Here is an 11,370-nt window from a genome sequence, read left to right on the forward strand (position 1 = left end):
TTTTATTGCCTGAATTTAGGTGAACTATGCTTAAAAAGAAACTGAAAAAGCCTGCGCCGTCTGCCACGAAAGACCGTTCAAATATCTATACGACAGGTCAGATTGGACGAACACGTGAAACTACGCCAGAAGGCTATCTGCTTTGTCGTGATGTGCCTGTGGCGCGTATCGGCACATTAATGTATGGCGATGGCGAAGTGCCTGTAAAAGCGGATAGTACCGGACTGATTTTGATTCAGCGTGGTGAAGAAGATCTATTTGATCCAAAGACCATGGCTAGTTTTGAAGGCAAGGCGGTCACCAATGACCATCCAGAAGACTGGGTTAGTCCGAGTAACTGGAAAGAGTTGGCGGTAGGTACTGCACACAGCGTTCGACGTGGAGAAGGTGCAGAAGCAGATTTTCTGATAGCTGACTTATTAATTACTGATCAAGATGCGATTGATTCAGTGATGAGTGAAAAAGTAGAAATTTCTCTTGGCTACGATGCTGATTATGTTGAGATCAGTCCGGGCAAAGGGGTACAGCGCAACATTTTTGGTAATCACGTTGCATTAGTAGACAAAGGGCGTTGCGGTTCCCGCTGCTCGATAGGAGATAGTTTTATGTCTGGTAAGACAAATAAAAAACCTTGGTATCAAGCATTGCTTGGCGCCAAACGAACAATTGACGAAGCTTTGGAAGAGGCTAAGGAAACTCAGGACACCGATGAGGAGACTGAGGATGAAGATGAAGAGCAGGATGGTAAAACATCTGATGCTGCTGTGAATCGTCAGATCCTTAAAATGCTCAAAACCATGGATTCTCGAATTGGTGCTTTGGAGAAAAAAACCAAAGATTCGGACGAAAAAACCGAAGATGAAGACGATAAGGAGAAAACCGAGGATTCAGATGAAGAAGAGTCTGAAACCAAAGATGACATTCTTGAAGCTGAATCTGCTGAAAAGATGGACACAGGTGTAACTCATACTGGTGACTCACTTAAAGAAGTGATGGTTCGTGCTGAGATCCTGTCGCCTGGTATTAAGTTGCCTCCAACGATTGACAGTGCAAACAACGGTAAAGCGGTTGTGCTTGCCAAACGTCAGGCGTTAAAAGCTGCGATGCAGACGACTGATGGTCAAAAAGCTGTAGCGCCGTTTATTGGTGCGAATGCCAATATTGATACCCTATCAATTCAAACACTTGATGCAGCATTCATTGGCGCATCAGAGTTAATCAAACAGCAAAACAATTTGAAAGGCGTGCGCTCAGGTATCACTACTCGTGATTTTGGTCGTGCTGCCCCAACGATTGATCAGATTAATCAGCGTAACCGCGATTTTTGGAACAAAGGAAAGTAAAACATGGCTGCTTATACATATCGTATGCCTTCTGGCATTCCGGGTGATGTGTCTCGTAAATCACATTCAACAATCGAATCACACAATATGCAGACACCAGTGGCTGCCTTTGGTGTATTTGCCAAAATGGACGCTACGGGTAACTTGGCTGCATTAGGTTCATCTGATACGGCTGACGCGGTTTATGGCTTGATTGTACGTTCATATCCAACAACTTCCGCCACCAATGATCTAGGGCAAGCAGCACCACCTAAAGGTATTACTGATGTGCTGGTGCGTGGATACATGACTGTGAAGTGTAATGCTGGTACAGCGAAGAAAGGTGGTGCTGTCTATGTGCGCATTGGTTCCGAGGCAACTGGTAAGCCAATTGGAGGTATTGAGGCAGCAGCAGACGGTGCAAATACCATCGCTGTGAAAGCGCGCTTCATGCATGACGCTGACGCATCTGGCAACGTAGAAATCGCATACAACATCTAAAAATTTAAAAGGCATAAGGATCGGCGCTATAGGCGTCTTTTTTTATGTCTAGGGAAAATAAACATGAAGAAATTACTTCTCGGTAGTGCAGTTACAGCAGGCATGGCGACGATTCGCGCCCAAACTCGTGACAGCTTTCAGACTTTTGATGCGCGTACCATCGACAGCACTGGCGCTTTCCTGGTTGGTGAGCTTGAGCGCTTAGATCCGCGTCTCAATGAGCCATTAGCAAGTTATACCTGGTCACGCGATATTGACCTGCGCTCAGACGTTTCAATCGCTGATGAAACATCATCCTTCACTAACTCTACTTTTGCTGCTGCAGGTGGTGCTTCACCAAATGGCAAATCGTGGGTAGGTAAGAATGCTGATGCTATCCAAGGTATCGCGCTGGATATCGGCAAGACAGCATTGCCATTAACACTTTGGGCGCAACAGATCGGTTTCACAATTCCTGAACTGGAATCTGCGAAACAGGTAGGTCGTCCGATTGATGCTCAAAAGTTTGCTGGCTTGCAAATGAAGTACCAGATGGATGTGGACGAGCAAGTCTATATTGGCGATAGCATGATTGGTGTAGAGGGTCTATTGAACTCAAGTAAGGTGGGCGCAACTAACGTGTCTAAAACTTGGGCGACATCAACACCAGTGGAAATCTTGGGCGATGTAAACCTTATTCTGAACAACGCATGGACAGCTTCAGGCTTCGCTGTGTGTCCTGATAAATTGCTACTACCACCTCAGCAGTTCGGATTGCTGACGTCTCGCATTGTTTCAGATGCGGGCAATATCTCGATCCTTGAATTCCTGAAAATCAACTGTCTTGCAATGTCAGTAAACGGTAAGCCTTTAGACATCCAGCCTTCTAAGTGGTGTGTTGGTCGAGGTGCTGCTGGTAAAGACCGTATGTTGGCGTACACGCAAGCTGAGTCGCGTGTTCGTATGCCTCTAGTGCCATTACAGCGTACGCCGTTGGAATATCGTGACTTGCGTCAATTGACGACTTACTTCGGTCGTATTGGTGCGGTGGAGTGGATATATCCAGAAACTGCCTACTATGCAGACGGCCTATAAGGAGAACTAAATGAGCAAGGTTCAAATTTTACTGTCCAAGCCTTTAGTGGTGAATATGGGCAAGGATAAAGATGGCCAGCAAATCAACTTGAACCTGCCTCAGGGTCTACAAGAAGTAGACCAAGAGGTGGCAGAGCACTGGTTTGTAAAACACCACTCTCAAGAAATCACGCAATCTGATGTTGCCAACAAAGAGTTGCAGGATGCTTTCGATCAGTTAAAAGCTGAATATGAAGCGCTGCAAACGCAATCTGATGCAGCGACCAAGAAAATCGCTGATTTGGAAAAACAGGCTAAGGCTGATGCAAAGACTATTGCTGATTTAAATAAGCAAATTTCTGATATATCGGCAGAAGTGAAGGCTAAGTAATTATGCTCAATGAGTCATCCTTTCGTGAATCAATGCCGATGTTTGCAGATACCAATCTGTACCCAACGGCGAAATTTAACTTCTATTTGAATATGGGAAAAAAGTTACTGCCTGAATCACGTTGGGATGATTTGCTAGATGAGGGCTTAACGTTCTTCATTGCGCATTACCTGACGCTTTATCAGCGCAGTATGGACGCCGTTGCCACTGGTGGTGATGCTGGTCAAGTGACTGGCAATGAAACATCTAAGTCGGTCGACAGCGTTTCCTACTCGGTGGACGTGTCTAGTGTCTTACTGACTGATGCTGGACATTGGAATCAAACTACGTTCGGTGTTCAATTTTTGCAGTTAGCGCGGATGATTGGTGCAGGGGGTATTCAGCTTTGACAGTAAAAGTAACTGGTGAAGGAATGCTGAGCATACTTGAAGCCGTTGCGGAATTGTCCAGAGTTGAGGTTCTAGTGGGTGTGCCACACGGGGAAGCCCGGACGGATGAAGATGGAATAACCAATGCTCAAATTGGTTATCTACTGGAAACAGGATCACCTGCAATGAATCTTGAACCGCGTCCGCATCTGGTACCCGGTATTGAAGCTGTACAGGATGTTATCGGGCAGCAACTTACCAAGGTGGTTGATAGTGCGTTGGATGGCAACAAACAGCGCATGTATTTCTTCTTAAACACGGCAGGCATGAAAGCAACAATGAGCGTGAAGAACTTGATTAATGCAGGTGACTTTGCGCCGCTGAAACCAGCCACGCTTAAGGCAAGAAAAGCCAGAGGCAGGAAGTCTGAAAAGCCATTGGTGGATACCGGTCAGTACCGTAACTCACATACCTACGTGATTATGAATAAGGGTAAGGAGGTCAGCAGTGGCAACTCTTGATGTCAGTCGTGTGCTCCTAGATCCAAAGTTTGCATCACGCGGGATTGTTTGTCATCGCACTAAAGTGGATGTGGGGGCTAATGGTCGAAGCCAAAAGACTGAGACTACTCATACATTCAGTGGTGTAGTGACGACTAATGATGGCAGCAAGATGGATCGCCGCCCTGATGGCACCTTAATTAAGGGTGCTATCAATATTCACACTCGGTTTGCACTGTCTTCGGGCGATGCGGGTTATCAGGCCGATGAAATCACCTGGAAAGGTCGTCGCTATATTGTGTCTCAGGTTTTGGATAACACGCAGTATGGTCGCGGCTTTGTAAAGGCAATCTGTGAAATAAAACCCTTATCAGGATAAATATGGCGGACTCTACATCAGACGGCTATATACCGGCCAGTGGGGTTGTCCAGAATGATCAGGGGCTTGAGGATATATTTCAGGGTTTAATTGTCGGTATCACGTCATTACAAGGAAAGATGGTTCGTCCACGCTGGCAGAATGAACCGCCACCCCTACCAAAGATCAGTGAAAACTGGTGTGCATTTGGGGTGAAAAATACCCGTAGTGATGATGGTCCATACTTCCAGCAAAATAAAGAAGATATGGATAACATTCGGCATGAAAGTATTGAAGTATTACTCTCGTTCTATGGTCCACAAGGGCAGCACTATGCCAACTTGCTAAAAGATGGCTTAGGGATTCCACAAAACATCGCCCAGATTCGGGCACACAAAATCAAATTTACAGGATGCGGTGAAATTCTTACAGCACCTGACTTTCTCAATAATCAATACGTGCACCGTTACGACATGACTGCGACATTTAATCGCCAGGTCAAGCGTAGCTATGCCATTGAAACATTTGAAAGCTTTCAAATTAATTTAAAACGCAACTAGGAGTCATCATGACATTACCTGTTTCTAGTGTCGTCAATGTCAGCATTAGTCTTGCTGCATTGGCTGCGGGACCACGTTCTTTTGGTTCATTACTTATTCTTGGCACTACAAGTGGTGTCATTGATACGATCGAGCGTATGCGCGAATACTCCGGTATTGATGGAGTGGCAGAAGACTACGGTGTAGAAGACCCAGAATATAAAGCAGCGCTTGCTTATTTTGGTCAGTCACCAAAGCCTCGTACACTGTATATCGGTTACTGGGATAAAGATAATCTTGAAACGCCTGAAACTGCAGCTGCAGTTGTTGCAGAATGCTTGCAGTCGCTTAAATGGTACGGCTTGGTTATTGCTGCTAATTTAACTGATGTAGAAGCTGACGCAGTTGCCACACTGATTGAGGCTGCTGACCCAGTACGCTTATTCGGCTACACAACACAACAAGAAGATAGTGTGGACCCTGTAAGCAATACAGACACAGCTTATTTGCTGAAAAATAAAAACTACCGCCGCACATTTACAGTCTTCTCATCCGACAATCCGTATGCGGCTGCTTCGGTATTTGGTCGTGCGTTTAGTGTCAACTTTATGGGCACCAACACCACAATCACGCTTAAGTTTAAGCAACTGCCTGGCATTGCTGCTGAAGATTTAAAAATCGGTGAAGCAAATGCATTGAGAGCGAAAAATTGTAACGTGTTTGCGAAATACAACAATGACACAGCAATTTTTCAAGAAGGTGTAATGTGTGATGGCTCATTCTTTGACGAAATCCATGGTTTGGATTGGCTGCAGAACCATTTAGAAACCGCACTTTGGAATTTGTACTACACATCTACGACTAAGATTCCACAAACACCTGCAGGTGTGAATCGCCAATGTGCTGTGCTTGAGCGTGCATGTGAGCAAGGTTTAACCAACGGCTTAATGGGTGAAGGTCAGTGGAACGGTGATAGTTTTGGCGCTTTAGAAACGGGCGACTACTTGCCAAAAGGCTACTATGTTTTTGCTAACAGTCTTGATGATCAAGCGCAATCTGAGCGTGAAGCACGTAAAGCGCCAGTATTCCAGATTGCAACCAAGTTGGCAGGTGCTACACACTTCGCTGATGTCATCGTTTCAGTAAATCGCTAAGGGGTAAATCATGACGACTTTCAGTTTTATGGACACACAATGCGCTCTTAGCAGTGACGATGGTGTTATTGATTTAGGTTATGGCGCTGCAATTGCCGAAGAAGGCATTACCTTCGCAATGGCAGGTGATAAAAACACCATGACCATTGGTGCAGATGGTGAGGGTATGCATTCACTGCATGCTGACAACTCAGGTCAAGTGACGATTCGCTTACTTAAGACTTCACCAGCAAACGCCAAGCTAATGAACTTGTATAACGCCCAAAAAGCAAAAACAGCAAAATGGGGCAGAAACACAATCACGTTGAACCATACGGGTTCTGGTGATAACCACACTGCTTCTAAGTGTGCATTCAAGAAGGTGCCTGACTACACCAACGCTAAAGATGGTGCGATGGTTGAGTGGGTATTTGATTCAATCAAACTCGATATGAAACTTGGCACATACGCATAAGGTGAAATATGGAAATTATCCCAATCGGTGGTCATGACTACACGATTGGGCGCTTAAATGCGCTCGATCAACTTCATGTATCACGCAAAATTGCTCCAATTGTTCCAAATATCATGCCGATCTTAACTGAAGTGGCCAAAGGTGACCTAGAAAAGGTTATCGAATCCATTGAGTCGGATGAAAATGCAGAACTTGGTGGTCTAGAACCTTTGGCTAAGGCGTTAGAGCCATTTATGGAGGCCATTGCCAAGATGCCTGAAGATGATGTCAATTACGTGATTCACAAATGTTTGTCAGTCGTAAAGCGCAATGGCTCTGTTGTATGCCGTGGTGAGTCAATTATGTTTGATGATTTGGGTATGAACCACTTGTTGCCTTTAACTGTTGCAGTGATTCGCACCAATCTGGGAAATTTTATTCAAGGGCTGCTTACGAAGGCATCGAGCATTCAGGCGCAGTCCACGTAAATTACAAAAACTTGCCCGAGCATGAGGATTGGCTATTGCGGCCTGTCATCAAAGGTATGTGCAAGTTTGAATCACTAAAAGACGGCACGCTTGATCTAGCTGATATTGCACTGATGAATGATGCGCTCGATGTAGTGGCAGACAATGAATATCTAGTTGAAGAAGCCAGGGAAAGCAAGCGAAGTTGATCTTGTATTAAGTACCTTTTACAAATCAAGGTTCTTAAAAGTCCAGTGAAAAACTGAATAATGAAACTTAAAAGCAAAACCCCGATAGTTGGTCGCTATCGGGGTTTTTTAATATCAACCCAAAAATAAGGATCAATACAGAAATCATGTCTGATAAAGATAACAAATTTTCATTGAAGTTTCTAGGAGTGGTTATGGAAGCTATGAATTTAAATCCTGACAATTTTGTAAAGATTTTTTGGAATGTCGCATTCATTGTCGCTTTTTTAATGGTTGTAAATTTTATTCTAAAAACAGCATCGCACTATCTAGGTATGTGAAATAAAGGCATGGCGATTTATAGCAATTCTTTTAACGATTGCAGTTTGTACTTATATCTGGAAAATGTAGAGGGATAACCCATGGCACAAGCAGGTGTGATTCGTGACTTTATGGTCGCATTAGGATTTAAGACTGACAACTCAGGCTTGAAGCAAATGCAAGATGCCATGGGTGGTGTGGAGCTTAAGGCGGCAGCATTAAAAGGTGCTTTGTTGGCATTGGCCACTGGCGCTGTTGTTGCAGTGCGTCAAACAGCGAGTGAACTAGATAAGCTTTACTTTTCGTCTCAGCGTATCGGCGCCAGTGTCACCAACATTAACGCATACGGCAACGCCATTGCTCAGCTTGGCGGTAGTGCGGAAGGCGCTGTAGGCTCTCTGGAATCACTTGCTGAAAAGATGCGTAATTCCCCAGGCTATGAGGGAATGATTAATAGCCTTGGTGTGCAAACCAAAGATGCAAACGGTGCGGTGCGTGATCGTGTAGAGGTCATGAAAGATTTAAGCGGTGTCTTATCTAAGATGCCTGCGTATCAAGCCAATGCTTATGCAAACTCACTTGGTATTGATCAAAATACCTTGATGGCCATGCGTGATGGCAAGTTTGTATCAAGCATGGAGAAATACCAAAAGATACAAAAAGAACTTGGTATGAATGACGATCTTGCTAAATCAGGCAATGAGTTCATGACTGAGTACCGCGACTTGACCATGATGACTAAGACAGGTTTTCAGGTTATTGTCATGCAAGCGGGTAAGGCGCTTATTCCGATCTTGCGTTTATTGAATCAGATGTTGCAAGCGGGTATTTCTGCATTTAGCCAGTTGAATCCTCAGATTAAGGAGGGTTTGGCTGTAGGTCTGCGCTTCGCCATGCTTGCCGTCATCTTTGGTGGATTCTTTAAAGTCTTTGGGATTCTTTTTAAGTTCATTCCAATGCTTAAGAGCTTTATTGGCTTGCTGAAGTTATTCCGCCTTGCATTTCTTGCATCACCAATCGGCATCATCCTTGCTTTAGCTGCGGCTTTGGGTTTGCTTTACAACGACTATAAGACTTGGAGAGATGGCGGTAAGTCGTTATTTGACTGGTCTAAGTGGACGAATGGTATTGATACCATCATTGGCAAGATTAAAGATTTCTTGGAGATACTGGATCAAGTCAAAGACAAGGTAATTAACTTTGTTCAGAAAGTCCTTACTGATCCAGCTGGCGCTATTAAAGAGGTGGCAGAAGTAGCAAGCAAAAGCCTGCACGACAAGATTGCAGAAACGGAGCAAGGTGCGAAGGCTCTTGATAAGATTGGTGAGACTACAGCGAAAACCTTGGCATTTCTTGGTAATAAAGAGGCTCAAAAAGCTGTAGAAATTAACGAAGGTAAGCCTGCTGTAACTGCTAAAGGTTTGGCTGTTGGTGCTGCAAGTGCGGTGGATAAGGCTGTTAAGGAAGGGGCGTCATCCGTACTTCAAGAGTCTAATAGAATTATTAAGCTCATTAAAACCGAAGGTACGAAGCGTATTTACCAAATGGCGAATGGTGCAACTGAAACCAGAACGGGTGGCACTGTTGCATGGAGAAACAATAATCCAGGCAATTTAAAGTTTGAGTTTAATGGTAGTGCAGACAAAACCGTAAAAACCAAGCGATCAAAGCAAAAAGCGTTAAGTGATGCACAAAAGCGATATGCAGGTGTTGTTGCGCTTGATCAGTGGGGTAACGCTATCTTTGAAACAATGGAAGCGGGTGCGGTAGCTAAGGCAAAACTTCTAAAATCTCGACACAGTGGTAAAACTTATCAGCAAATGCTTCGCAAGTATGCGGTTGATGATTACTCTGGCAAAACAAACTATGCAGGGTATGAAAAGACAATCCGAGATACAGCAAAAAGCATGGGTGTAAGTCTAGAAGGCAAAACCATTGGACAAATGAGTGATAAGGAGTTTCAGGCGTTAGCGGCAGGCATGGTCAAGGCTGAGGGTGTTAAGCAAGGCAAGATTGAGCGAGTAAACACAACACCAAAAGCTATACCAAAAAACCGTGATGAATTGGCTAAGTTTGCACAAAATGCAGAAATACCAACTGGCAACCCGCACAAGTCACAGGTTAATACCTCGAATATGACATCATCCAATGTGACGATTCACCAAAGCTTTAAAACTGATATGACTTTAAATGGTGTGAGTAGCCCAGTTGAATCTGCCAACGCTGTGCAGCGTCAGCAGGAAAATTCAATGGTGATTGCGGCTAGAGGGGCTAAGAGTCTTATTGGTTAGTTGAATGTCATTTCACCAAGGCTGTTTTTCTTAATCCAGCCTTGAGTGATTTTTGATGTTTTATTATTCACAAAAGAAACATAAGCCCATGTTTCGTTATTGCTAACAATATCTTGAAGTATTGCAACTTTGTCGTTTGGGATTATAAAAGCTTTTGATTTGCACTGAGCTGATGGCGCTGTGTGAAAATAAACTCTTGCACCTTTCTTGCCTTGAATTAGTGCAGTTGCTTCATCACCATAATTTGAGGCATTTAAGTCGGCAATTTTTGCCAACTTATCGCAAGTAGGTGATGCCCAAGCCCCCATACTAAAAATAGATAAGCCAAGCGTAATTAGTAGTTTTTTCATAATGTTATGCCTTATATCTAGTACACAAATCATAGGTTACTTAATTGCATATGATAAGAGCCTTATTGGTTGATTGGTTTGATTATTGACACTGGATTCGAACAGTTGAGATGTCATCAGGCTTCTCAATTGTTAAGGTGTTTTTATATTAGAGGTGGTCCCACTTGTTTGAACAACTAAAAGCGTATTTATAAGTGATATTCCGCTCTAGTTAAGCCACCTTGTTTTGTTGGGGTAGCTGATCATAGTAAAACTCATTTAGAGATGGATCCGTAAATTTGAACAACTCCTATAAGTGATATTCTGCTCCTCAAATGATGTTATAAACATCAATATATGGAGTATTTTATGGCACGTAGACCAAGAAGAAATCATTCAAATGATTTTAAAGCTAAGGTAGCACTTGCTGCGATTAAAGCAGAAAAAACACTTGCTGAATTGAGTGCTGAGTTTGATGTTCATCAAAACCAAATTATTGACTGGAAAAATCAATTGATCTCAGCTTCCTCGCAAGCTTTCGATCAATCAAAAGCTCCAACAGAACCACCCATCGATCTAAAAAAACTACATGCAAAAATCGGTGAGCAGGCATTAGAAATTGATTTTTTAGAAGGTGTGTTGAAGAAACTGGGCCGCTTCAACCACAAAAGTTAATCGACGACTCACTTCAGATTTCAGTATCTAAGCAAGCTAAGCTGCTGAAAGTCTCCCGTGGTTGTTATTACTATCGCCCAAAACCTGTGAGTGCATCAGATCTGAAGCTGATGCGATGTATTGATGAATTACATATGCAATATCCTTTTGCAGGCAGTCGTATGATGCGTGATTTGTTGAATCGTCAAGGACATCATATAGGACGACGTCATACACGTACTTTAATGAAGAAAATGGGTATTCAGGCGTTATATTGCAAACCAAATTTAAGCCAGGCTAATCAAGCTCACCGTAAATATCCATATCTGCTCAAAGGGTTGGCTATTCAGCGCAGTAATCAAGTGTGGTCTACGGATATAACGTATATCCCTATGGCAAAAGGCTTTGTTTATTTATGTGCTGTGATTGATTGGCATAGCCGCAAGGTACTTGCGCATAGGGTATCGATTAGTATGGAGGTGGATTTTTGTATTTCGGCTT

General features: G+C 43.5%; 15 protein-coding genes and 1 pseudogene. 15 read left to right on the forward strand and 1 reads right to left on the reverse strand.

The window, feature by feature from the left end; translation table 11 throughout:
- Window positions 1-26: 26 nt before the first annotated feature.
- From FTV43_RS12420 to FTV43_RS12485, 14 genes are all read left to right on the forward strand, one after another.
- Complete coding sequence (locus FTV43_RS12420; protein WP_179995585.1) at window positions 27-1,343, forward strand: DUF2213 domain-containing protein; 1,317 nt, start codon at window positions 27-29, stop codon at window positions 1,341-1,343.
- Between the two features lie 3 nt (window positions 1,344-1,346).
- A complete protein-coding gene (locus FTV43_RS12425) occupies window positions 1,347-1,823 on the forward strand; it encodes a hypothetical protein (RefSeq protein ID WP_179995586.1) in 477 nt (158 codons plus the stop codon).
- Between the two features lie 63 nt (window positions 1,824-1,886).
- Window positions 1,887-2,897 carry a DUF2184 domain-containing protein gene (locus FTV43_RS12430; RefSeq protein ID WP_179995587.1) on the forward strand — a complete coding sequence of 337 codons (1,011 nt, stop codon included), beginning with the start codon at window positions 1,887-1,889 and terminating at the stop codon, window positions 2,895-2,897.
- A gap of 10 nt (window positions 2,898-2,907) precedes the next feature.
- Complete coding sequence (locus tag FTV43_RS12435) at window positions 2,908-3,267, forward strand: hypothetical protein (RefSeq protein ID WP_179995588.1); 360 nt, start codon at window positions 2,908-2,910, stop codon at window positions 3,265-3,267.
- A 2-nt stretch (window positions 3,268-3,269) separates the two neighbouring features.
- The gene (locus FTV43_RS12440) at window positions 3,270-3,656 is read left to right on the forward strand and encodes a DUF4054 domain-containing protein (protein WP_179995589.1); all 387 of its coding nucleotides are present in this window, start codon (window positions 3,270-3,272) and stop codon (window positions 3,654-3,656) included.
- 23 nt (window positions 3,657-3,679) lie between these two features.
- Window positions 3,680-4,156: a hypothetical protein gene (locus FTV43_RS12445; protein ID WP_179995602.1), complete on the forward strand. Its 477-nt coding sequence runs from the start codon at window positions 3,680-3,682 to the stop codon at window positions 4,154-4,156.
- Window positions 4,143-4,514 carry a hypothetical protein gene (locus FTV43_RS12450; RefSeq protein WP_179995590.1) on the forward strand — a complete coding sequence of 124 codons (372 nt, stop codon included), beginning with the start codon at window positions 4,143-4,145 and terminating at the stop codon, window positions 4,512-4,514. The genes FTV43_RS12445 and FTV43_RS12450 overlap by 14 nt, the downstream gene beginning before the upstream one ends.
- A gap of 2 nt (window positions 4,515-4,516) precedes the next feature.
- Entirely contained in the window at window positions 4,517-5,053 is a 537-nt protein-coding gene (locus FTV43_RS12455) for a hypothetical protein (RefSeq protein ID WP_179995591.1), read from the forward strand.
- 8 nt (window positions 5,054-5,061) lie between these two features.
- On the forward strand, window positions 5,062-6,186 hold the full coding sequence (locus tag FTV43_RS12460; RefSeq protein WP_179995592.1) for a DUF3383 family protein: 1,125 nt from the start codon (window positions 5,062-5,064) through the stop codon (window positions 6,184-6,186).
- 10 nt (window positions 6,187-6,196) lie between these two features.
- Window positions 6,197-6,640, forward strand: coding sequence for a phage protein (locus tag FTV43_RS12465; protein ID WP_179995593.1), 444 nt, complete (start codon window positions 6,197-6,199; stop codon window positions 6,638-6,640).
- Window positions 6,641-6,657: 17 nt separating this feature from the next.
- Complete coding sequence (locus tag FTV43_RS12470; protein ID WP_179995603.1) at window positions 6,658-7,107, forward strand: phage tail assembly chaperone; 450 nt, start codon at window positions 6,658-6,660, stop codon at window positions 7,105-7,107.
- A gap of 35 nt (window positions 7,108-7,142) precedes the next feature.
- Window positions 7,143-7,295 (forward strand): hypothetical protein, encoded by a 153-nt coding sequence (locus tag FTV43_RS12475; protein WP_179995594.1) that lies wholly within the window; start codon window positions 7,143-7,145, stop codon window positions 7,293-7,295.
- 146 nt (window positions 7,296-7,441) lie between these two features.
- A complete protein-coding gene (locus tag FTV43_RS12480; RefSeq protein WP_179995595.1) occupies window positions 7,442-7,615 on the forward strand; it encodes a hypothetical protein in 174 nt (57 codons plus the stop codon).
- Window positions 7,616-7,696: 81 nt separating this feature from the next.
- Window positions 7,697-9,886, forward strand: coding sequence for a phage tail tape measure protein (locus FTV43_RS12485; protein ID WP_179995596.1), 2,190 nt, complete (start codon window positions 7,697-7,699; stop codon window positions 9,884-9,886).
- On the opposite strand, the gene FTV43_RS12490 is transcribed toward FTV43_RS12485, so the two are convergent.
- Entirely contained in the window at window positions 9,883-10,236 is a 354-nt protein-coding gene (locus FTV43_RS12490; protein ID WP_179995597.1) for a hypothetical protein, read from the reverse strand. The genes FTV43_RS12485 and FTV43_RS12490 overlap by 4 nt on opposite strands.
- Before the next feature lie 336 nt (window positions 10,237-10,572).
- Here FTV43_RS12490 and FTV43_RS12495 point away from each other — a divergent pair.
- Window positions 10,573-11,370: pseudogene (locus FTV43_RS12495) on the forward strand (IS3-like element ISAba14 family transposase); the annotation flags it as partial.

The sequence above is a fragment of the Acinetobacter sp. YH16053 genome (genome assembly GCF_013417035.1).
In the GTDB taxonomy this organism is placed as follows: Bacteria; Pseudomonadota; Gammaproteobacteria; order Pseudomonadales; family Moraxellaceae; genus Acinetobacter; species Acinetobacter towneri.

What these genes read in the sequence shown, in the direction of transcription:
- FTV43_RS12480 (WP_179995595.1), top strand. Translation starts at nt 7,442, where the DNA reads ATGTCTGATAAAGATAACAAATTTTCATTGAAGTTTCTAGGAGTGGTT.
- FTV43_RS12455 (WP_179995591.1), top strand. Translation starts at nt 4,517, where the DNA reads ATGGCGGACTCTACATCAGACGGCTATATACCGGCCAGTGGGGTTGTC.
- FTV43_RS12440 (WP_179995589.1), top strand. Translation starts at nt 3,270, where the DNA reads ATGCTCAATGAGTCATCCTTTCGTGAATCAATGCCGATGTTTGCAGAT.
- FTV43_RS12420 (WP_179995585.1), top strand. Translation starts at nt 27, where the DNA reads ATGCTTAAAAAGAAACTGAAAAAGCCTGCGCCGTCTGCCACGAAAGAC.
- FTV43_RS12435 (WP_179995588.1), top strand. Translation starts at nt 2,908, where the DNA reads ATGAGCAAGGTTCAAATTTTACTGTCCAAGCCTTTAGTGGTGAATATG.
- FTV43_RS12485 (WP_179995596.1), top strand. Translation starts at nt 7,697, where the DNA reads ATGGCACAAGCAGGTGTGATTCGTGACTTTATGGTCGCATTAGGATTT.
- FTV43_RS12465 (WP_179995593.1), top strand. Translation starts at nt 6,197, where the DNA reads ATGACGACTTTCAGTTTTATGGACACACAATGCGCTCTTAGCAGTGAC.
- FTV43_RS12490 (WP_179995597.1), bottom strand. Translation starts at nt 10,236, where the DNA reads ATGAAAAAACTACTAATTACGCTTGGCTTATCTATTTTTAGTATGGGG.
- FTV43_RS12445 (WP_179995602.1), top strand. Translation starts at nt 3,680, where the DNA reads ATGCTGAGCATACTTGAAGCCGTTGCGGAATTGTCCAGAGTTGAGGTT.
- FTV43_RS12460 (WP_179995592.1), top strand. Translation starts at nt 5,062, where the DNA reads ATGACATTACCTGTTTCTAGTGTCGTCAATGTCAGCATTAGTCTTGCT.
- FTV43_RS12430 (WP_179995587.1), top strand. Translation starts at nt 1,887, where the DNA reads ATGAAGAAATTACTTCTCGGTAGTGCAGTTACAGCAGGCATGGCGACG.
- FTV43_RS12425 (WP_179995586.1), top strand. Translation starts at nt 1,347, where the DNA reads ATGGCTGCTTATACATATCGTATGCCTTCTGGCATTCCGGGTGATGTG.